Source organism: Promicromonospora sp. MS192, assembly GCF_049532985.1.
Taxonomy (GTDB): domain Bacteria; phylum Actinomycetota; class Actinomycetes; order Actinomycetales; family Cellulomonadaceae; genus Promicromonospora.
In genome coordinates this window covers 5594203-5616184 of sequence record NZ_CP186693.1, presented here as the reverse complement: position 1 = coordinate 5616184, position 21982 = coordinate 5594203, and the positions used below count along the sequence as shown (strand labels likewise).

16 protein-coding genes are annotated in these 21982 nt (G+C 72.9%); 9 read left to right on the top strand and 7 right to left on the bottom strand.

Annotated elements, in window-relative coordinates:
- Positions 1 to 5 precede the first annotated feature (5 nt).
- From ACO229_RS25200 to ACO229_RS25170, 7 genes are all read left to right on the top strand, one after another.
- The gene (locus ACO229_RS25200; protein ID WP_423463130.1) at positions 6 to 1010 is read left to right on the top strand and encodes an ABC transporter permease; all 1005 of its coding nucleotides are present in this window, start codon (positions 6 to 8) and stop codon (positions 1008 to 1010) included.
- Positions 1003 to 1932 (top strand): ABC transporter permease, encoded by a 930-nt coding sequence (locus tag ACO229_RS25195; protein WP_423463129.1) that lies wholly within the window; start codon positions 1003 to 1005, stop codon positions 1930 to 1932. The genes ACO229_RS25200 and ACO229_RS25195 overlap by 8 nt, the downstream gene beginning before the upstream one ends.
- Positions 1929 to 2966, top strand: a complete 1038-nt coding sequence (locus tag ACO229_RS25190; protein ID WP_423463128.1) for an ABC transporter ATP-binding protein — start codon at positions 1929 to 1931, stop codon at positions 2964 to 2966. Before ACO229_RS25195 ends, ACO229_RS25190 begins: the two co-directional genes overlap by 4 nt.
- Positions 2959 to 4074 (top strand): ABC transporter ATP-binding protein, encoded by a 1116-nt coding sequence (locus tag ACO229_RS25185; protein ID WP_423463127.1) that lies wholly within the window; start codon positions 2959 to 2961, stop codon positions 4072 to 4074. Before ACO229_RS25190 ends, ACO229_RS25185 begins: the two co-directional genes overlap by 8 nt.
- Complete coding sequence (locus tag ACO229_RS25180; protein WP_423463126.1) at positions 4071 to 4784, top strand: type 1 glutamine amidotransferase; 714 nt, start codon at positions 4071 to 4073, stop codon at positions 4782 to 4784. Before ACO229_RS25185 ends, ACO229_RS25180 begins: the two co-directional genes overlap by 4 nt.
- Complete coding sequence (locus ACO229_RS25175; protein ID WP_423463125.1) at positions 4781 to 5605, top strand: serine hydrolase; 825 nt, start codon at positions 4781 to 4783, stop codon at positions 5603 to 5605. The genes ACO229_RS25180 and ACO229_RS25175 overlap by 4 nt, the downstream gene beginning before the upstream one ends.
- A gap of 92 nt (positions 5606 to 5697) precedes the next feature.
- Positions 5698 to 7341 (top strand): AMP-binding protein, encoded by a 1644-nt coding sequence (locus ACO229_RS25170; protein WP_423463124.1) that lies wholly within the window; start codon positions 5698 to 5700, stop codon positions 7339 to 7341.
- Between the two features lie 142 nt (positions 7342 to 7483).
- Here ACO229_RS25170 and ACO229_RS25165 read toward each other — a convergent pair whose 3' ends face one another.
- Positions 7484 to 8722 carry a kynureninase gene (locus ACO229_RS25165; RefSeq protein ID WP_423463123.1) on the bottom strand — a complete coding sequence of 413 codons (1239 nt, stop codon included), beginning with the start codon at positions 8720 to 8722 and terminating at the stop codon, positions 7484 to 7486.
- Between the two features lie 221 nt (positions 8723 to 8943).
- Here ACO229_RS25165 and ACO229_RS25160 point away from each other — a divergent pair, with 221 nt between their 5' ends.
- Positions 8944 to 12342, top strand: a complete 3399-nt coding sequence (locus tag ACO229_RS25160) for a discoidin domain-containing protein (RefSeq protein ID WP_423463122.1) — start codon at positions 8944 to 8946, stop codon at positions 12340 to 12342.
- A gap of 82 nt (positions 12343 to 12424) precedes the next feature.
- Here ACO229_RS25160 and ACO229_RS25155 read toward each other — a convergent pair whose 3' ends face one another.
- The 6 genes from ACO229_RS25155 to mfd all read right to left on the bottom strand — a co-directional run bounded on the left by ACO229_RS25155 (position 12425) and on the right by mfd (position 20616).
- Entirely contained in the window at positions 12425 to 13309 is an 885-nt protein-coding gene (locus ACO229_RS25155; RefSeq protein ID WP_423463121.1) for an amidohydrolase family protein, read from the bottom strand.
- Positions 13306 to 14178 (bottom strand): tryptophan 2,3-dioxygenase, encoded by an 873-nt coding sequence (kynA, locus tag ACO229_RS25150; protein ID WP_423463120.1) that lies wholly within the window; start codon positions 14176 to 14178, stop codon positions 13306 to 13308. The genes ACO229_RS25155 and kynA overlap by 4 nt, the downstream gene beginning before the upstream one ends.
- A gap of 19 nt (positions 14179 to 14197) precedes the next feature.
- Positions 14198 to 15478, bottom strand: coding sequence for a type II toxin-antitoxin system HipA family toxin (locus ACO229_RS25145; protein WP_397417128.1), 1281 nt, complete (start codon positions 15476 to 15478; stop codon positions 14198 to 14200).
- A gap of 23 nt (positions 15479 to 15501) precedes the next feature.
- Positions 15502 to 15804, bottom strand: a complete 303-nt coding sequence (locus ACO229_RS25140) for a helix-turn-helix transcriptional regulator (protein ID WP_119142262.1) — start codon at positions 15802 to 15804, stop codon at positions 15502 to 15504.
- 192 nt (positions 15805 to 15996) lie between these two features.
- Entirely contained in the window at positions 15997 to 16905 is a 909-nt protein-coding gene (locus ACO229_RS25135; protein WP_397417134.1) for an ABC transporter substrate-binding protein, read from the bottom strand.
- 114 nt (positions 16906 to 17019) lie between these two features.
- Positions 17020 to 20616, bottom strand: coding sequence for a transcription-repair coupling factor (gene mfd / locus ACO229_RS25130; protein WP_423463119.1), 3597 nt, complete (start codon positions 20614 to 20616; stop codon positions 17020 to 17022).
- Between the two features lie 166 nt (positions 20617 to 20782).
- Here mfd and ACO229_RS25125 point away from each other — a divergent pair, with 166 nt between their 5' ends.
- Positions 20783 to 21868: an acyltransferase family protein gene (locus ACO229_RS25125; protein WP_423463118.1), complete on the top strand. Its 1086-nt coding sequence runs from the start codon at positions 20783 to 20785 to the stop codon at positions 21866 to 21868.
- Positions 21869 to 21982 lie beyond the last annotated feature (114 nt).

Sequence of the window (21982 nt, the reverse complement as noted above, 5' to 3'; positions counted from 1 at the left end):
ACCCCATGGGGCGCTACATCCTCCGCCGTGCCCTCCAGGCGGTCGGCACGCTGCTGCTGGTGATGTTCCTGCTGCACCTGCTCACGACCGTGGCGATCCAGCTCAACGGGAACCCCGCGCAGGCGTTCTTCGGGGACAAGATCCCGTCCCCGGCGCAGCTCGCCGTCGTCGAGGAGCGGTTCAACCTCGACGACCCGTGCTTCGACCAGGTGGGCAACCCCTGCCTCGGACCGTTCGTCGAACGGCTCGGGCAGTACGCCCAGGGCGACTTCGGCACCAACCTGCGCGGCCGCGAGGTCTCGGAGATCGTCGCCGCCGCGGCGCCCAACACGCTCCGCCTGTTCTGCGTCGTGCTCGTGACCTGGCTGGCGCTCGGCATGGTGCTCGGTTCCGTGGCCGCACGCTGGCGGGGTTCGGCCGGCGACCACGGGATCCGGCTCACGTCGGTGCTCATCGACGCGTTCCCGGTGTTCGTCCTGCTGATCGTCTACCGGTACGTGGTCGCGGTGCCCCTGAGCACGTGGGCCGAGGAGACGTTCGGCGAGGACAGCTGGCCCCCGTACTGGTTCAAGCCGTCGTTCGACCCGGAGCACCCGTGGGCCACGGTCGCGGTGCCGGGCATCCTGCTCGGCCTGGCCGGGTCCGCGGCGTTCATCCGCCTGGTCCGCGCCGGGCAGCTCGAGTCCTACCAGGGCGACCACGTGCGCACCGCACGGTCGAAGGGCCTGGGTGAGCGGCACGTCGTCGTGCACCACGTGGTCCGCAACTCCTCGGTGCCCGTGGTGACCGCCGTCGGCCTGACGTTCGCCGAGGCCCTCGGCGGGGCCGTGATCACGGAAGGCCTGATGAACATCTACGGCATGGGCGGCGTCCTGTGGGAGGCCGTGCGGAACGACGACGTCGGGCTCGTGCTCGGCATCGTGACCCTGCTGGCCGCGGTGACCGTCGTGGTGATGATCCTCGTCGACATCGCGTACGCCCTGCTCGACCCGAGGATCCGCTATGAGTGACGCCGCCGCTCCCCCGCCGCCCGCCGCGGCCACCACCAGGTCGTCGAGCCCGCTCGCCGACGCCTGGCGCACGCTCCGCCGCCGGCCGGACACGATCGCCGCCACCGTGGTGCTCCTCTTCTTCGCGACGATGGCGGCGTTCCCCCGGCTGTTCACCACCACCAGCCCTCGGAGCTGCCCCATCCGGGAGGCGCGCACGACGCCGCAGGGGTGGGGCGGCGAGCACCCGCTCGGCACCGACGCGCTCGGGTGCGACGTGCTGGCCACGCTGGTGCACGGCGTGCGGCCGTCGCTGCTGCTCGCCGTCGTGGTGGTCGGCGTCTCGCTGCTGATCGGCGTCACGCTGGGCCTGCTCGCCGGGTACTACCTCGGCTGGGTGGACTACCTGGTGTCCCGGACCGTCGAGGTGTTCCTCGTGATCCCGCTGCTGCTGGCCGCGCTCCTGGTGCTGTCCCTGTTCCAGGGCGTGGACCTGGGTGCCGGCACGTTCAACGTGATCCTGCTGCCCGCGGTGGTGCTCATCCTGTTCGGCTGGATGCCCTATGCCCGCTACGTGCGGGCCAGCACGCTGGAGGCCAAGAACCTGGACTACGTCACCGCCGCGCGCTCGCTGGGCGCGTCCGACCTGCGGATCATGGTGCGGCACGTGCTGCCCAACGCCATCGGGACGGTCACCGCGCTGCTGCCCACCTCCGTGGCCGGGGTGATCAGCGCCGAGGCGGTGCTGTCGTTCCTCGGCATCGGGGTGCGTCCGCCCGCCACGAGCTGGGGCATCCAGATCGAGCAGGGCTCGCAGTGGGTGCTCGGCGGCGCGCCGCACATCCTGCTCGCTCCGCTGATCTGCCTGGTGGCGACCGTCCTGGCCCTGGTGGTGCTCGGTGATGCGCTGCGCGACGCCCTCGACCCGAGGCTGGCGGCATGAGCTCCGCACAGGCCGCGGTGGCCTCACCCGGCGGCACCGGCCCCCTCCTGGAGGTCACGGACCTCGCCGTCGAGTTCCGCACGCCGGCCGGCACGGTACGTGCCGTCGACGGGCTGTCCTACCGGGTCGAGGCCGGGCGCACGCTGGCGATCGTGGGCGAGTCCGGCTCAGGCAAGTCGGTGTCGTCGCTGGCCGTGATGGGTCTGCTGCCCGACACGGCCCGGATCACCCGCGGCACGGCCCGCCTGGCCGGGACCGACCTGCTCACCCTGAGCCGGAAGGAGCACCGCGCGTACTGCGGCGACCGGGTGGCGATGGTGTTCCAGGACGCGCTGGCCGCGCTCAACCCGGTGCACACCGTGGGCTACCAGCTCACGGAGGCGCTGCGGGCGCGGCAGGGACTGTCCCGCGCGGACGCCCGGACCCGCGCCGTCGAGCTGCTGGACCTGGTCAAGGTGCCGAACGCGAAGGCCCGGGTCAAGGAGTACCCACACCAGTTCTCGGGCGGCATGCGGCAGCGCGTGATGATCGCGTCGGCGCTGGCCATGGACCCCGACGTGCTGATCGCCGACGAGCCCACCACGGCCCTGGACGTCACCGTGCAGGCGCAGGTGCTGCGCCTGCTCGCAGAGATCCAGGCAGAACGGCGGATGGGCCTCGTGCTCATCACGCACGACCTGGGCGTGGTGGCGGGTGTGGCCGACGACGTCACGGTCATGTACGCCGGCCGCGCCGTCGAGCAGGCTCCCGTGGAGCCCCTCTACCGGGCGCCGGCCCACCCGTACACGCGGGCGCTGCTGCGCTCGATCCCGTCCGCCTCCGGCACGGGGCGCCTGCCCGTCATCCCGGGCCGCCCGCCCAGCCCCGCCGCCATGCCCGCGGGCTGCCCGTTCCACCCCCGGTGCGACGCCGCGCAGGACGTGTGCCGCACGGACGCACCGCCGCTCGCCCACCCTGCGGAGGGCCGCACGTCGGCATGCCACTTCGCGGCGGACATCCTGACCGGCGCGGACACCGGAGGACACGATGAGTGACGCAGGACCCGTGCTCGAGGTGCGCGAGCTGGTCAAGCACTACCCCGTGCGGCGCGGCCTGCTGCGCCGGGCCACGACGGCGGTCAAGGCCGTCGACGGCGTCTCGCTCACGCTCGACCGGGGACGCACCCTGGGGCTGGTGGGCGAGTCCGGGTCGGGCAAGTCGACGCTGGCGCGCGTGCTGGTCGGCATCGAGCCGCCGACCAGCGGGCAGGTGCTCGTGGACGGCGAGGACGTGAGCCGGCTGTCCCGCGCGGGCCGCAAGCGCCTGCGGCGCGAGGTGCAGATGGTGTTCCAGGACCCGTACACGTCGTTGAACCCGCGCATGTCGGTGGGCGAGATCGTGGGCGAGCCGTTCGCCGTCCACGGCATCGACCCGGCGGGCGGACGGCGGGCCGCGGTGGGCGAGCTGCTGGAGCTCGTCGGCCTCGACCCGGACCACGCGAGCCGGTACCCGCACCAGTTCTCGGGCGGCCAGCGGCAGCGCGTCGGGATCGCGCGGGCGCTCGCCCTGCGCCCCAAGATCCTGGTGTGCGACGAGCCCGTCTCCGCACTGGACGTGTCGGTGCAGGGCCAGGTCATCAACCTGCTGGAGGACCTCCAGGAGGAGCTGGGGCTGTCCTACCTGTTCGTGGCGCACGACCTCGGCGTCGTGCGGCACATCGCCCACGACGTGGCCGTGATGTACCTGGGCCGGCTCGTCGAGCAGGGGCCCGAGACCGCGGTGTACGAGGGCGCGCAGCACCCGTACACGCAGGCGCTGCTGTCGGCGGTCCCGGTGCCGGACCCGGCGGTGCGGCTGGTGACGGGCGGGGCGGGCCCCGGGCCCGGTCTCGGCGCGATCGTGCTGGAGGGCGACCCGCCCTCGCCCGTGGACCCACCGGCGGGCTGCCCGTTCCACACCCGCTGCTGGCTGGCGCCGACGCTGCCGGAGGCGCGACAGCGCCCGGGCCGGCGCTCCGTGCCGGACGCGTGCGCCACGGACGTGCCCGCACTGGTGCCGCGCCCGGCCACCGGGGGTGGCGCCCCCACGCCGCCCGGCCCCGCCGCCCACGTCGCGGCCTGCCACTTCGCCCGCGCGCTGGTCGCCCCTAGGGTCGAGGCATGACGCGTGTCCTGGTGGTCCTGAACTCCCCCACGAGCTCGATGGGCCGGTTCGAGCGCCTGCTCCCGGAGGCGGGGCTCGACCCGGTGCTGACGCCCGGCGCGGACCTCCCGGAACGCCTCGACGGCTTCGCGGGCGTGGTGCTGCTGGGCGGCGGCTTCATGCCGGACGCCGACGCCGACCACCCCTTCCTGGCACGGGAGCGCGCCCTGACCCGGCAGGCGCTCGACGACGGCGTGCCGCTGCTCGGCCTGTGCCTCGGCGGCCAGCTCCTGGCCCACGTGACGGGCGGCACGGTCACCGCGCGGTCGGGCGAGACCGAGCGGGGCATGTGTGCCCTGACGGTGCTGCCGGCCGCTGCCGGCGACCCGGTCTTCGGCGACCTGCCCGGTGTGCCCGACGGCCCCCTGTGGATGATCGAGAACCACGAGGACTCGGTGACCACGCCACCGCCGTCGGCCACGCTGCTGGTCTCCAGCGGCCGGTGCCCGGTCCAGGCGTTCCGGGTGGGCGACGCGGCGTGGGGCCTGCAGTTCCACCCGGAGGCACGCCCCGACCGCGTGGCCACGTGGGACGAGGCGGCGCTGGCGGACCAGGGCATCGACCGGGCGGCGCTGGCCGCGGCGGCCCTGGCGCGCGCCGCAGAGAACGAGGCGCAGTCCCGGGCACTGGTGCGGGGCTGGGCCGACGTGGTCCACCGCTCCGTGAAGTGACGATCATCCGCAGCGAGCAGGAGGCCAGGACCATGGTGTCGACAGGGACGCACAGCGACGGGGTGCCCGTGGTGGCCTACCGGATCGCCCGGGCGTCGGGCGAGGTGCTCGCCGCGCGCCAGGACGACGTGGACTTCTACGCGGCCTCCACGGTGAAGCTCGCGGTACTGGTCGCGGCCGCCCGGGGGCTGGACGCCGGCACGGTACGCCTGGCCGACACCTGCGTGGCCACCCGGACCTTCACCTCCCAGGTACCGGGTGCCGGTGAGTACACGATCGAGCCCGACGACGTCGACACGGGCCTGCCGCCGGACGGCACGCCGATGCCGTTCGGCGACGTCGTCGAGCGCATGGTGGTGGTCTCCTCGAACGAGGCCACCAACATGGTGGCCGAGCGCGTCGGCCTGCCCGCCGTGAACCAGGCCCTGGCCGACGCCGGGGCCACGCGCTCGGTGTTCGGCCGCAAGTACTCCGACCTGGCGGCCGAGCGCGCGGGCGCCTCGCACCGCACCACGGCCGCCGACCTGTGCCTGCTGATGTCCGCGCTGGTCACGGGCCGGCTGGCGAGCCCGGAGCGGACGGCCTGGATGTGCGAGCTGCTGGGCCGCCAGACCGACCGGCAGCTCACCGCCACCGTGCCCGGCGGCGTGCCGTTCGGCTCGAAGTCCGGCTGGGTCGACGGCATCCGGCACGACGTCGCCTTCGTGGGCGAGCCGGGCCCGGACGCCCTGGTGGTCGCGGTGTGCACGCGCGGCTACGACGAGCCCGCCGCGGAGGAGACCCTCAAGTCCCTGGGCGCCCTGGCCGTCGCGCTGTCCTGACCCTTCTCGCCCTTTCTCGGCACGGGGCTTGCCTCCCGCACCCGTTTCCTATTGAATGCGGGTGCAATAGCGGCGAGCCACAGGGGGCGACGTTGACCACTGGTACCGCAGAGACCGCGCGCGGGAGCCTCGCGCAGGTCGACCGCCGGGAGAACCTGCTCAACCAGGGCTACCACCTGGTCCGGTCCGGCGTCCTGGCCCCGGGCCTGCGCGTGCACCGGGACGTCGGCGCCGTCTGGCAGCTCCTCACCTGGGGCCCCTCGATCGCGGGCGGTTACCGCGCCAGCACGGTGCGCACGCCGCACCAGACGGCGTTCGTCGACGAGCGGCGCACCTCGACGTTCCGCGAGCTCGACGACGACACCGACCGGCTGGCCAACGCCCTGCGGGAGCTCGGCGTCGGCCCGCGCACGCCCGTGGCCGTCCTGTGCCGCAACCACGGCGGCCTCATCGAGGCCATGGTGGCGCTGGCCAAGCTGGGCGCGACCACCCTGCTGCTCAACTCGGGCCTGTCGCCCGCGCAGGTGTCGGCCGTGGTCGCCGAACAGCGCCCCGCGTTGCTCCTGGCCGACCAGGAGTTCCTCGACCAGGACCCCGACCTGCCCGCCGAGCTCCCGGTCCGCTCCACCTGGGCCGACGACGGCGCCTCCGGCCTCGCCGCGCTCGTCGCCGCGGGCGACCCTGCGCGGGTGCCCGTCCCGGAGAAGCCCGGCCGTACGGTCGTGATGACGTCAGGCACCACCAGCACCCCCAAGGGTGCCCGCCGCCCGCAGCCGCACGGTCTGAGCGAGGCGGCCTCGCTGCTGTCGGTGATCCCCCTGCGCGCCGGCGACCGGATGATGATCACTACGCCGATCTTCCACACCTGGGGCCTCGCGGCCCTGCAGCTCGGCATGGCGCTGCACGCGGAGCTGGTGCTGCCCCGCCGGTTCGACGCCGAGGACACGCTGCGCAGGATCGCCGAGCACCGGGTGACGGCCCTCGTCGCGGTGCCGGTCATGCTCCAGCGCATCCTCGACCTGCCCGCCGAGGTCAAGGCCCGGTACGACACGTCGTCGCTGCGCGTCGTCGCCTACTCCGGCTCCGCCATGCCCGCGGACCGGATCACGCAGTTCCTCGACGAGTTCGGCCCGGTCCTGTACGGCCTGTACGGCTCCACGGAGGCCTCCTGGGCCTCGATCGCCACGCCGGAGGACCTCGCCGCCGAGCCCACGACGGCCGGGCGTCCGCCGCTGGGCACCCGCATCGGCATCCTGGACGACGACGGCCGGCCTGTGCCGCGCGGCACCGTCGGCCAGATCTGCGTGGGCAACGGCATGCTGTTCGAGGGGTACACCAACGGCACGGGCAAGCCGATGTTCGGCGACCTGATGGCCACGGGCGACCGCGGCCGGCTCGACGCCGAGGGGCGCCTCTACGTGGTGGGCCGCGCCGACGACATGATCGTCTCGGGCGGCGAGAACGTCTTCCCCCGTCCGGTCGAGGAGGCCGTGGCGGCGCTGCCGGAGGTCGCGGACGTCGCGGTGCTCGGTGTGCCGGACGAGCGGTTCGGGCACCGGTTCGCCGCGTACGTCGTGCTGCACGAGGGAGCCGCGCTCACGGCGGACGCCCTGATCGACCGGCTCCGGGACACGCTCCCGCGCTTCTCGCTCCCCCGGGACGTCCACTTCCTCGACGCCCTCCCCCGCAACCCGACGGGCAAGATCGACCGCCGCCGTCTGCCCGGCCCTCGTTGAGTGCGGGATGTTCGCCCTTCCTGCACCGGGAAAGGGCGAACATCCCGCACTCAACGGGACAACGGGACAACGGGACAACGGGAACGGGACAACGGGAACGGGACAACGGGTCAACGGGTCAACGGGTCAACGGGTCAACGGGTCAACGGAGGAGGGTGCGGATGGTCCAGAGGCCCTCCGCCAGCTCTTCGAAGCTCGTGGACAGCGGAGAGAGGCCCACCCGGAGGCCCTGCGGCGGGCGGAAGTCCGGGATGACACCCCGCTTCCAGGCCTCCGCCACGACCCGGCGGAAGTCCGGGTGGTCGAGCATGACGTGCCCCCCGCGACGCTCGGGGTCACGCGGGGACGCCACGCGGACGCCGGGCAGGAGCTCGTCGGCGACCTCGATCGCGAAGCCGGTCAGGGCCAGCGACTTGGCGCGCACGGCCGGCATGCCCGCCTGGTCGATCAGGGCGAGCATGTCGCGCATCGGCAGCATCCCGACGATCGGGGGCGTACCGCTGACGAGCTGCCGGATCCCGGCCGCGGGCTCGTACTCCGGCCCCATCGCGAACGGGTCGGCGGCGCCCATCCAGCCCTGGACCGGCTGCCGTACCTCGTCCTGCAGGCGGGCGGCGAGGTAGGCGAACGCCGGTGAGCCGGGGCCGCCGTTGAGGTACTTGTACGTGCAGCCGACGGCGATGTCCACGCCGTCGGCGTCCAGGTCCAGCGGGACCGAGCCGGCCGAGTGGCACAGGTCCCACAGGACGAGCGCCCCGGCCTCGTGCACGACCCGCGTGATCGCGGGCAGGTCGGCGACGTACCCGGACTTGTAGGCGATGTGGCTGAGCAGCACGAGCGCGGTGTCCGGCCCGACGGCGTCCGCCACCTCCTGGGCGGTGACCCCGGCGTCCGGGTCGGGCGTGATCCAGCGGACCTCCAGGCCACGTTCGGCGGCGATCCCCTGGAGCACGAACCGGTCCGTGGGGAAGTTCTCGGTGTCGGCGACGATCACGCGGCGCCCGGGCCGCGCGTCGACGGCGGCGCGGGCGAGCTTGTAGAGCAGCACCGTGGTCGAGTCCGCGACCACGGTCTGTCCCGGCGCCGCACCGAGCACCACGCGGGCGAGCGTGTCGCCGAGCTCGGTCGGCGCGTCCATCCAGCCCTCGTCCCAGGAGCGGATCAGGCGCCCGGCCCAGGGCCCGTCCACGAAGGATGCGAGCCGCTCGCGGGTGACGGTCAGCGGCCTGCCCAGCGAGTTGCCGTCGAGGTAGGCGACCAGGCCGTCGCTGGGGGCGAAGAGGTCGCGGTAGTGCGCGAGCGGGTCGGCGGCGTCGAGGGCCGCCGCCCGGTCGCGCAGCGCGGCGGGCAGATCGGTGGCGGGCGGTGCGGTGTCGGTCACGAGGGCTCCTGGTCGTTCGGTTCCGGCCCGAGCGTACGTCCCTGCGCCGCCCGGCCCCGCCACGCCCCGCGCCGCCCCCGGCCCCGCCCGCACCGCACCGCACCGCACCCTTGACGCTCCCGCGCGCACGTCAGTAATGTCCGTGTCATCCTCGCGCAAGAACTTGACAAGCGACTGCGCGTTTAGCAACAGAAACACGGCAAGTACCCACGAGCACCTTGGTGACGACACCCGTCGAGGACGACGGGAGATCGGGGACGACGATGTTCCGCTCCGCTGCACCACACCACCCGCACGGGCGCAGACCAGGGCGCGCGCCCGCGCTCCTGTCCGCGCTCACCGCCGCCGCCCTGACCGCCGTGGCCCTCGCGCCCGTGCCGGCCGCGGCCGCTCCGGTGGTCCTGTCGGCCGGCGCGTCCGCCGCGGCCAGCAGCAGCAACGCGCCCTACCTGGCCGACAACCTCACGGACGGCAACGCCGCCACCTACTGGGAGTCGACCAACAACAGCCTGCCGCAGTGGGCCCAGGTCGACCTCGGCTCGGGCGCCACCGTCGAGGAGGTCGTGCTCAAGCTGCCCGCCTCGTGGGAGGCCCGCACGCAGACCCTGTCGGTGCAGGCCGGCGCCGACGGCTCCGCGTTCACCACCCTGGCCGCGAGCGCCCAGCGCCGGTTCGACCCGGCGTCCGGCAACACCGTGACCATCGACGTGCCGGACACCGAGGCGCGCTACGTGCGGGTGGCGATCACGGCCAACACGGGCTGGCCCGCCGGACAGCTCTCCGAGCTGGAGGTGCGCGGCACACGTGACGCCCCGGACCCGGAGGGACCGGTCGAGGGCACCGACCTGGCGGCGGGCCGCACGATCTCGGCGTCGTCGACCGAGTGGACGTACGTCGCGGCCAACGCGAACGACGGCGACACCGCCACCTACTGGGAGGGCGCCGGCGGGCAGTACCCGAGCACGCTGGCGGTGACCCTGGAGTCGGCGGCGGTGCTGAGCGACGTCGTCGTGAAGGTGCCACCGGCCGCGGCCTGGGGGCCGCGGACCCAGACGTTCGAGGTCCAGGGCCGCACCGGGCCGGGTGACCCGTGGAGCACGCTGGCGCCGTCGGCCGGGCACGCCTTCTCCCCTGCGACCGGCAACTCGGTGACCGTCCCGGTCACGGGCACGGCCCGGGAGGTGCGCCTGCGGTTCACGGGCAACACGGGCGCGGGCAACGGCCAGGTGGCCGAGCTGCAGGTGTTCGGCGCGGCCGCGCCGAACCCGAACCTCACGGTCACCGGGGTGACGGCGGACCCGGCGTCGCCGACGGAGGAGGACGACGTCACGCTGTCGGCCGTCGTGAAGAACATCGGCACGCAGGCGTCGGCGGCGACGGACGTGTCGTTCACGCTGGACGGTGACGAGGTGGCCACCGGTCAGGTCGGCGCGCTCGCCGCGGGGGCCCAGGCCACCGTGACCGCGGACATCGGCTCGCAGCCGGCGGGGTCGTACGAGATCGGGGCCGTGGCCGACCCGTCGGAGGCCGTGGCCGAGCAGTCCGAGGCGGACAACGCCTACACCCACCCCGACCCGCTGGTGGTGACCGAGGTCGCCAGCTCCGACCTGGTCCCGACCGTGTCGTGGAGCCCGACCACCCCGGCCGCGGGCGAGACCGTGACGTTCTCCGCGACGATCGCGAACCGGGGTTCGGTCGCGGCCTCGTCCGGTGCGCACGGGCTCACGGTCGTGGTGCGCGACGACGGCGGTTCGGTGGTGCGGACACTGACGGGCTCGGTCTCCGGCGCCATCGCCCCCGGGGCCACCAGCCAGAGCGTGGACCTGGGTACCTGGCCGGCGGCGGACGGCTCGTACGACGTGACGGTCACGGCGGCACCCGACCCGACCGAGGTAGCGGCCAAGCGCGCGAACAACGAGGTGACGCGTACCCTGTTCATCGGCCGCGGTGCGAGCATGCCCTTCGACACGTACGAGGCGGAGGACGGCGCGGCGGGCGGCGGCGCGACCGCCGTCGGCCCGAACCGCGTGGTCGGTGACCTGGCGGGCGAGGCGTCCGGACGCAAGGCCGTCACGCTCGGCCAGACCGGCTCCTACGTCGAGTGGACCACCCGGGCGCCCGCCAACTCCCTGGTCGTGCGCTTCTCGATGCCGGACGCCGCGGGCGGCGGCGGCACGAACGGCTCGCTCGGGGTGTACGTGGACGGGCAGTTCGTCAAGAACATCGACCTGACCTCGCGCTTCGCGTGGTTGTACGGCAACGAGGCCAGCCCGGGCAACCAGCCCGGCCAGGGCGCCCCGCGGCACATCTACGACGAGGCCAACACCCTGCTCGGGCGGACGGTCCCGGCGGGCTCGACCATCCGGCTGCAGAAGACGGCGAGCAACCCCGGGCCGTACACGGTCGACTTCGTGGACCTGGAGCAGGCGACGGCACAGGCCAACCCGGACCCGGCGCGGTACATCCAGCCCGCGGGCTTCACGCACCAGGACGTGCAGAACGCGCTCGACCGGTTCCGGATGGACACGACCGGCAACCTCGCCGGCGTCTACCTGCCGGCGGGCGACTACCAGACGGCGAGCAAGTTCCAGGTGTACGGCAAGGCGGTCGACATCGTCGGCGCCGGGCCGTGGTTCACCCGGTTCCACGCGCCGGCCGGGCAGGAGAACACGGACATCGGGTTCCGCGCCGAGAGCAGCGCGAACGGCTCGACGTTCCGCGACTTCGCCTACTTCGGCAACTACACCTCGCGGATCGACGGGCCGGGCAAGGTCTTCGACTTCGCGAACGTGCGCGACATGACCATCGACGACATCTGGGTCGAGCACATGATCTGCATGTTCTGGGCGGCCAACATGGACGACTCGGAGATCAAGGACTCCCGGATCCGGAACACGTTCGCCGACGCGCTGAACATGACCAACGGCAGCGCGAACAACCACGTGCACAACAACCAGGCGCGCGGCACGGGCGACGACTCGTTCGCGCTGTTCGCGGCGACCGACGCCGGGGGCAGCGGCCAGCGGGGCAACGTGTTCGAGAACCTGACCTCCACGAACACCTGGCGGGCCGCGGGCCTGGCCGTCTACGGCGGGCAGGACAACACGTTCCGCAACATCTACATCGCCGACACGCTCGTGTACTCGGGCGTGACCATCAGCTCGCTCGACTTCGGGTACCCGATGGAGGGGTTCGGTCCCGCGCCGACCCGGTTCGAGGGCATCTCCGTGGTGCGCTCCGGCGGGCACTTCTGGGGCCCGCAGGTCTTCCCCGCGGTCTGGTTGTTCTCGGCGTCCAAGACGTTCACCGCCATCCGGGTGAACGACCTCGACATCGTGGACCCGACGTACTCGGGAATCATGTTCCAGACCCAGTACCTCGGCGGGCAGCCGGTGAACCCGGTCCGGGACACGGTGTTCACCGACGTCTCGATCACCGGCGCGCAGCGCAGCGGTGACGAGTACGACGCGCGGTCCGGGTACGGCATCTGGGCCAACCCGATGCCCGAGGCGGGACAGGGACCGGCGGTCGGGTCGGCCACGTTCAACGGGCTGACCCTGTCGAACAACTACCGGGACATCGTGAACGACACGACGACGTTCACGATCACCCGCAACTGACCCACCCCTGGCGAGGGGAACCAGGGCGAGACCGAACGGTGGCGAAGGAGGGCGCGGGCGGGCGTCCTCCTTCGCCACCGTTCTACCTCGGCGGAGTCTCGCCTCGGTCCGATTCGGAGGGCGGGAGGGGAAGACGGGTGGCCGCACGGAGCCAGGCGATCAGCTCGGACGCCGTCTCCGGCAGGGGCAGCGGGGCGGTCAGCGCCGGGGCCTCCGGCGGGCCGAGCACCGCCCGGCGCAGCGCCTCCCCCGTGAGCACCGACCCGAGCAGCTCGATCTCGCGCTCGTTGACCCCGACCGGCGTCGGCCCGTTGCCCATGTCGGTGCCGTACACGAGGCGGCCGCCCGCCGCGACGAACCGCCGTGCGTTGGACAGCGCCCGGTCCAGGGCGCCGCCCGGCCCGTCGTGGATCGCCAGGGTGGAGATCCATGTCATCCGCGTCGCGCGGGCGATCACGGCCGCCGGCAACGCCTCCGTCCAGGGCACGTGCACCAGGGTGTCCGCGCCCGCGTCGACCGCGCGGGCGGCCTGACCGGCACCCTCGGCATGCACCAGCACCGGCAGCCCCGCCGCGTGTGCCGCTCCGACCAGCGCCCGGAGCACGTCGTCGAGCAGCAGGTCCATGCCCGCGTGCAGGGCGACCTTGACCGCGAAGCCGCCCGCCGCGACCACGTCGGCCACGGCCTCGCCCGCCTCCGGGACGGAGGCCACGTGCCGGACGGCGGCCTCCGGCGCCCAGGTGCGCCCGGTCGGGTAGCCGCCCGGTGCCGTGTGGAACGGCCCGGCGAACCGCACCCGCACACCTGGCGGCGGCTCGGCCGCCCAGGAGCGCACCTCCCGGGGGTCCCAGCCCAGGTCGTGCACCTCGGTGACCGCGCTGCCCGCAAGGAGCCCCCGGTCCACCAGCCCCAGGTGCACGTGCTGGTCGACGACGCCGGGGAGCGTCACCTGCGGCACCGCGCTCACGCCCCGAGCGGGCCGTCGATCTCGGTACGGACCGAGATGAGCTCCGGGAAGAACGTCAGGTCCAGGGCCCGCTTGAGGAAGCCGACGCCGCTGGAGCCACCGGTGCCGGTCTTGAAGCCGATGGTGCGCTGCACGGTGCGCAGATGCCGGAACCGCCAGAGCTGGAAGGCGTCCTCGATGTCGACCAGGTCCTCGCAGGCCTCGTACAGCTCCCAGTGGTCGTGCGGGTCCTCGTAGATCGTCTTGAAGACGGCGGTCAGCTCCGGGTGCTCCGTCCAGGCCTGCGTGACGTCGCGGTCCAGGATCTCGGCGGGGACGGCGTGCCCGCGCCGCGCCAGCAGCCGCAGGAACGCGTCGTACACCGTGGGCTCCGCCAGGAGCCGGGCGAGCTGGGCGTGCACCTCGGGCTTGGCCCGGAAGACCTGGAGCATCCCGGCATTCTTGTTGCCCAGCAGGAACTCCACCGCGCGGTACTGGTGCGACTGGAACCCGGAGGACTGTCCCAGCGAGCCCCGGAACTCGGCGTACTCGCTCGGGGTCAGGGTGGCCAGCACCGACCACTGCTCCGTGATGGTGCGCTGGATGTGCTTGACCCGGGCCAGGCCCTTGAGCGCACGGGACAGGTCGTCGGTGTCGAGGAACTGCCGCACGGCGAGCAGCTCGTGCACCACGAGCTTGAGCCACAGCTCGGTGGTCTGGTGCTGGATGATGAACAGCAGCTCGTCGTGGTGCGGCGGGTCGCTCACGGGGTGCTGCGCCGACAGGAGCTCGTCCAGGCCCAGGTAGGAGCCGTAGTCCATCTCGTCACGGAAGTCCGTGCGGATGGTGGCCTCGATGGGCCGGGTGTTGCCGCTCGTTGTGCGAGTCATGGCGCGAGCGTAACCCCGCTCAGGCCGCCGCCTCGTCCCGGTTCGGGTTCTCGAAGGCCTCGGCCATCAAGGCGATCTCCTCGGGCGGCAGCGACATGTCCCGCGCGATGCGCGTCCAGCCCGACGTCGCCTCCGCCACCTCCGCGAGCACCCGGCGGGCGTCGTCCTGACGCAGCCCGTAGGAGTCCGCACCGGCCAGGAGCTCCCGCACGTCCCGGTCGATCCGGCTGCCGCCGGGCACCAGCGGCGTCGACTCGGCGACGGCGAACGGGTTGGGGTTCACGTCGAACAGCGGGGACAGCGACCAGCCGTCCGGGCGGCGCAGGAAGCCGTGGTTCTTCATGTGGTCGTCCACGTTCCGCACGAGCAGCGTGAACGCGACGCGGCGGAACAGGTCGTGCCCGTCGGTAGCCGGCCGGCCGGAGTGGTCGGCCAGCGTCTCGGCGAGCGTCCGGTAGTCGATGACCTCGAAGAACGCCTTCTGCGTGAGGCTGTCCGCAGACAGGAAGCCGATGCGCCCGCCGCCCTGCGCGCCCCCGCCGGGGTCGCGCGAGACCGCCCGCCGGTCGAACCGCCGGGTCAGCAGGATGGACCGGCCCGGACCGATCCGGTGCAGCCGCGCCACCGGCACCTCGATGCCGGCGTCCGACGCCAGCCGCAACGTCAGGTACTCCCAGGCCTGGACGTCCCAGCGGTCGCCCGTCTCGGGCAGCTTGGCCATCCACAGGTCGCCGGCGCCGTCCTTCACCGTCGCCTTGGGCCGCGCGCCGCCCATGGAGGTACCTGCCGCGACGAGCAGCCGCACGTCGTGGTCGGTCTCCCGGTGCTGCGCCACGGCGTCCGCGGCCTCGGTCAGGGACGGCAGGTCCACCAGGTCGGGGATCTCCGCGCGCGGCGGGCCCAGGAACGTCCGGCCGCCGTCGAGGGAGAAGCGCAGGGCGCCCAGCCGGGTCTCGTCCTGCACGCCGAGCAGGAAGTCCAGCTCGGTGAGGGTGAGGAACCGCCGGCCCTCGGCCCGTGCGGCACGGCGCTCGGCGTTGAACAGCAGCGTGCGGCCCCACTGGTCGGGCTGGCAGTCCGCGATGACACCGAACAGGGGCCGGTCGCTGCCCGACGGGATGTTCCCTGGGGTGAGCGGGAGCTCCGGGCACAGCGCGTACGCACGCGGCTGGCGCAGGTAGGCGGGGTCGTACCGGAACGTGCAGCCGACCAGCGCCCCGCCCCGGTTGAGATGCATGTCGAGGTCACCGGCGTGGACCTGGCCCCCGCCGGGGAGCTCGACCTCGACATGTATCGACAAGGGCGTTCACTTCCTCATCTGGTTCACCTGGTGACGCGGACCCGCTGCGGCAGAGCGCGTTCCGCGTGAAACCTGCCCATCTCGGTGGTGAGCGGGTCGCTCGCACCGACCACGGCGTCGGCCACGCCGAGCACCCGCAGCACGGCGAGCGTGTTCTCGAGGCTCACGGTCCCGGTGCCCGTCTCGATGGCACGCAGCGTGGTGCGCGTGATGCCCGCGCGGTCCGCGACGAGCTGGGCGGTGAGACCGTGGATCTTGCGCCAGGCGCGGACGTGGTCACCGAACGAGGTGAGGTCGCGCTGGGTCCGGAGGGATGTTCTGGCCATGACTGCTCCTTTCGGTTATCAGGGTAACCGACGAGGGCTGTAATGGGCACTGTGCTGACCGTTATCGAATCGATCCGGCTCGACTCGGCACAGTCCGGCGCGGCGGCGCGCACCGCGCCCCAGGCCGGAACGGCGAACGGGCCGCCCCACCGTGCGGTGGGACGGCCCGTTCGGCCTGGACTCGGCTGCGGGTCACTGACCGTTGACGGTCGCCTTCTCCAGGGCACCGACCGAGAGGTCGTGCTTCTCCAGGATCTCGGCGTAGGTGCCGTCGTCGATGATGCTCTGGAGCGCGGCCTGGTAGGCGCGCACCATCTCGACGTCGCCCGTCGGGAACACCCAGCCGAGCGGGGACGGGTTGATCACCTCGGTGTTCGCCACCTCGAAGATGTCGCCCGAACCGACCTGCTTCGCGTTGTAGGCACCGGTGGACCACTGGGTGAGCTCGGCGTCCGCCTTGCCCGCCTGGACCTGCGCGAGCGCGTCGGCATCCGTGTCGAACCGGGTCACCGTGACCGGCTTGGACTTGCACTCCCCGGTGTTCAGGGCCGCGAGCGCCTCGTCCTGGGTCGACTCGGTGAGCACGGCCACCGTGCGGCCGCAGAGGTCCTTCAGGGTCTTGATGCCCGCGGGGTTGCCCGCCGGGACCATGATCGCGTCGCTGTCGTTGTAGTAGTCGACGAAGTCCGAGTTGACACGACGCTCGGCGGTGTCGGACATCGCCGCGGCCACGGCGTCGACGTTGCTCGCGTACAGCTCGTCGAGCAGCGACTCGAACGGCATGTCGTAGAACGTGTACTTCAGCCCCAGCCGGTCCGACGCCGCGTCGAACAGGTCGATCTCGAAGCCGACGATGCGGCCGGCCTCGTTGGTGTACTCGAAGGGCGGGTAGCCGGACTCCGTGCCGACCGTGATCCGCGCGGACTCCGCCCGCAGCTCACCGGGGAGCAGCGCGCGCAGGTTCTCGTCCACCTCCACGGCCTGATCGGAGTCCTCCGCCGCCTGCGTCGAGTCGGTCGAGCAGCCGGTCAGCAGGGCGCCGAGCGCGGTGACCGCTGCGAGGGAGCCGACGATCGCACGCGTGCGATGTCCGAGTGCCATGCGGGATCCTCCACAAAAGACATGATGAGCGAGTGACGCGGGTGGAGCCTATACGGTCCTGACCGGTTGCTGTGAATCCGAGTTTCACCTATGCCCACCAGCGGGACGCCCTGGTCAGGCGCTGGTGCCGACCTTAGCCGCAGCCCCCACGTCGGCCAGAATCACCGCGTCGATCAGGGCCCGCGCCCACTGCAGCACCTCGGTGCCCCGCAGCGGCCGGCCGCCGATCCGCGCCGTCGTCGGGAACGGCACGAGGAACGCGCGGATGGCCGGCTTGAGGATGGTGCCCGGGTAGAGCCGCTTGAGCCGCAGCTGCGCCGACTCCGGCAGGTTCACCGGCGCGAACCGGACGTACTTGCCCTGTGCCGTGACGTCCGTGAGCCCGGCCCTGCGGGCGTGGTTGCGGAAGTCGGCGACGTCGAACAGCGCACCCGCCACCTCGGGCAGGGCGCCGTACCGGTCGGTGAGCTCGGCACGCACCTCGTCGAGCGCCGCGGTGTCCTGCGCCCCGGCGATCTTCTTGTAGGCCTCCAGCCGCAGCCGCTCGGTGGCGATGTAGGACTCGGGCAGGTGGGCGTCCACGGGCAGCTCGATGGTGACCTCGGGGGCCTCCTCCTCGGCGTCCCCGCGGAACGCGGACACCGCCTCGCCCACCATGCGCACGTACAGGTCGAAGCCGACGCCGGCGATGTGGCCGGACTGCTCTCCGCCGAGCAGGTTGCCCGCCCCACGGATCTCGAGGTCCTTCATGGCGATCTGCATGCCCGCGCCGAGGTCGGTGTGGGCGGCCATGGTCGCCAGCCGGTCGTGCGCCGTCTCCGTGAGCGGCTTCTCCGGCGGGTAGAGGAAGTAGGCGTAGGCGCGCTCGCGACCGCGGCCCACACGCCCGCGGAGCTGGTGCAGCTGGGACAGGCCCAGCATGTCGGACCGCTCCAGGATCAGGGTGTTGGCGTTCGAGATGTCCAGGCCGGTCTCGATGATCGTGGTGCAGACCAGCACGTCGAGCTCCTTCTCCCAGAAGGCGCGGATGACCTGGTCGAGCTGGTGCTCGCTCATCTTGCCGTGGGCCACGCCGATGCGGGCCTCGGGCACCAGCTCGTTCAGCCGGGACGCGGCGCGCTGGATGGTCTCCACCTTGTTGTGCACGTAGAAGACCTGGCCCTCGCGCAGCAGCTCGCGGCGCAGGGCGGCGGCGATCTGCTTCTCCTCGTACGCGCCCACGTAGGTGAGCACCGGGTGCCGCTCCTCCGGGGGTGTGGCCAGTGTGGACATCTCGCGGATGCCCGTGACCGCCATCTCCAGCGTGCGCGGGATCGGGGTGGCGGACATGGCCAGCACGTCCACGTTGGTGCGGAGCTGCTTGAGCGTCTCCTTGTGCTCGACGCCGAAGCGCTGCTCCTCGTCGATCACCACGAGGCCCAGGTCCTTGAACGCGACCGACCCGGTGATGAGGCGGTGGGTGCCGATGACGATGTCGACGCTGCCGTCCTTGAGACCCTGGAGCGTCTCCTCGGACTCCTTGGCGGTCTGGAACCGGCTCAGCGCCCGCACGGTCACCGGGAACCCGGTGTACCGCTCGGAGAAGGTCTCGTAGTGCTGCTGCACCAGGAGCGTGGTGGGCACCAGGACGGCGACCTGCTTGCCGTCCTGCACCGCCTTGAACGCGGCGCGGATGGCGATCTCCGTCTTGCCGTAGCCGACGTCGCCGCACACCAGGCGGTCCATCGGCACGGACTTCTCCATGTCGGCCTTGACCTCGTCGATCGTGGCGAGCTGGTCGGGCGTCTCGACGTACGCGAACGCGTCCTCCAGCTCCCGCTGCCACGGGGTGTCGGGCCCGTAGGCGTGCCCCTGCGTGGCCATGCGCGCGCTGTAGAGCCGGATCAGCTCGCTCGCGATCTCCTTGACGTGCCTGCGCGCCTTGGCCTTCGTGTTCTTCCAGTCGGCGCCGCCCATCTTGGACAGCGACGGCGACTCACCGCCCGTGTACTTGGTGACCTGGTCGAGCTGGTCGGTGGGCACGAACAGGCGGTCGCCCGGCTGCCCGCGCTTGCTGCTCGCGTACTCGATCACGAGGTACTCGCGCGTGGCGCGGTTGCCCCCGGTGCCCATCGTGCGCTGCGCCATCTCGACGAACCGGCCCACGCCGTGCTGCTCGTGCACCACGAAGTCACCCGCCTTGAGCTGGAGCGGGTCCACCACGTTGCGCCGCCTGCTCGGCATGCGCCGCATGTCGCGCGTGCCCGCGCCGGCCCGCCCGGTCAGGTCCTGCTCGGAGAACACGGCGAGCTGCAGCTCGGGGGCCACGAACCCCTTGCCGACGCCCCCGGCCAGCACGTGCACGACGCCGGGCTCCGGCTCGCCCTCCAGCGACACCGTCAGCCGTGCCGCGGTACCGGCGGCCGAGAGCTGCTCGGTCATGCGCTTGGCCGGACCGTGCCCCTCCGTGGTCAGCACGAGCCGCCAGCCCGCGACCTGCAGCCCGTGCACGTCGTCCAGCGCACGGGCGAGGTCACCGCGGTAGGACTCGACGTCCCGTGCACCGACCACGAACGTGTCCGACGCCGTGTCCGACGCGTCGGCGTCGGCCTCGGTGAGCTCGGTGTCCTGGGTGAACGCGGACAGGGTCCACCAGCCGAGGGCGCGCCGGGCCGCGATCTCGCGCACCTCGGCGAACGTCGCGAAGGACGCCGCGGACAGGTCGATGGGCGCGGCCCCGCCCGCGACGGCGCCGGTCCAGGCGGCGGCGAGGAACTCCTCGGTGGTGGCCACGAGGTCGTGCGCGCGGCGGCGCACGCGCTCCGGCTCGTCGACCACGAGCAGCGCGTCCTCCGGCACCAGCTCCAGCACGGGGACCATGCGGTCCACCAGCACCGGGGCGAGCGACTCCATGCCCTCGACGGCGACCCCCGCCGCGAGCTTGTCGAGCATCTCGACCGCGCCGGGCAGGGTCTCGACGAGATCGGCGGCCCGACGCCGCACGGCGTCGTCCAGCAGGATCTCCCGGCACGGCGGCGCCCAGACGCCGTGCTCCGCGATCTCCAGGCTGCGCTGGTCGGCCACGGCGAACCAGCGGATCTCCGTGACCTCGTCGCCCCAGAACTCGCAGCGCAGCGGGTGGTCCTCGGTGGGCGGGAAGACGTCGAGGATGCCGCCGCGCACCGCGAACTCCCCGCGCCGCTCCACCATGTCCACGCGCGTGTAGGCGGCGGCCGTGAGCCGCTCGGCCACGTCGGTCAGGTCCGCGGTGGTGCCCGTGGCGAGCTGGACCGGCTCCAGCTCGCCCAGGCCGTCGACCACGGGCTGCAGCAGGGCACGGACCGGCATCACCAGGATCCGGACGGCGCCGTCCTGCCCGTGGCCCGGCGCGGGATGGGCCAGGCGGCGGAACACGGCCAGCCGCTTGGCGACCGTGTCCGCGCGCGGGCTGAGCCGCTCGTGCGGCAGGGTCTCCCAGGCGGGCAGGACCGCGACGTCGTCGGCGTGCTCCTCCGGGAGGTAGCCGCGGAGGCTCGCCGCCAGGTCGTCCGCCTCGCGCCCCGTGGCCGTGACCACCACGAGCGGCCGCTTCTCGGCCGCGGCCACCAGCAGCGGCGGGCGGGCACCCACCGGTCCCACGACGTCCACGAAGCCACGCGCGCGCACGCGCTCGACCGCGGCGAAAGCCCCGGGATCACGCAGGAGGGTGGGCAGCAGGCCGGTGAGGTTCATGGGATCTGTCCTTCGATGGCGCACGACGACGGGCCCACCACGGGCACGACCCGGGTACGGGTCACGTGTGAGGGGCTCGTACCAGGCTACTCCGGGCCACCGACACTGCCGGATCGTCACCGTGACGTCTCCCGGATGTCGTACCCGGCACGTACGATGACCGGCGATGTTGACCCCCTCCGGATCCCCGCGGCACGCCGGCGCGCCGGGCCCGGGGCGCGACGCCGCCGTCGAGCGGCGTGCCCCTGCCCGCCTCGCCTGGCCCGACGTCGCGCGCGGCCTCGCCATCGGCCTCGTCGTGCTCTACCACGCCACGAACTGGACGTGGCAGACGGGGTACGAGGTAGGCGTGCTCCGCGAGGTCAACGAGACGCTCCGCAGCCTGCGCATGCCCCTGTTCTTCACGGTGGCCGGTATGTTCGCCGCCAAGTGGACCACCGTGCCGTGGTCCCGCCTGGCCCGCGGCAAGCTGCTCTTCTTCGCCTGGGTGTTCGTGCTGTGGGAGCCGGTCTCCCTGCTGGTGCGCCTGCTCACCGGCTACTACCAGGTGGCCGACGCCGACTGGGGCACCCTCGGCCACGACCTCGCCTGGTCGCTCCTGGTGCCGCGCTCCGAGCTCTGGTTCATCTGGACGCTCGCGGTCTTCTTCGTGATCGCCCGCGCGCTGCGCCGCGTCCCCGCGCCCGTGCAGCTCGTGCTCGCGGCAGCCGTCGGCGCCTGGGCCCTGGCCGGCTGGGAGCCGGCGAGCCTCGCCTGGCGGGGTACCGCGCAGTTCGCGCTGTTCTTCCTGGCCGGGCTGCACCTGCGCCCGCTGCTCGAACGCTTCGCGGAGCGGGTCACCTGGCTGTGGGCCGTCGGCGCGGTCGCCGTCTGGCTCGGGGTCCAGGTCGCGGTGCGCGAGCTGGGCCTCGCCGACGTGCCGGGGTGCTACCTGCTGGCCAACATCGCGGGTGTACCGGCCGGCGTCACCGTGAGCGTGCTGCTCTCGCGGGTGCCGGGCGCACTCGGGCTGCGGTGGCTCGGCGCACGCACGTTGCCGGTCTTCGTCACGCACACGTCCGTGGTGCTCGCTCTGCTGTCGGTGCTGTGGCGCAACGGGATCTGGATCCCGGCGCCCCCGTCGCAGTGGCTGCCGGTCGCCCTGTGGGCCGCGGCGATCGCCGTCGGCCTGGCCCTGGGCGAGCTCGCGCCGCGGATCGGTGCGCGGTGGCTGTTCGCGCCGCCGCGGTGGTTGTCGGGCTCCGGTCGCTGAGGGATCACCGCGCCTCGTGCCCGGCCGGTGTCTCGACCGGGGCGCTCTCGGTCGGATCTGACCGTGGCGAGACGGGTTCAACACGGAGGCACGTGCCCGCGAGGTCGGCAGTTT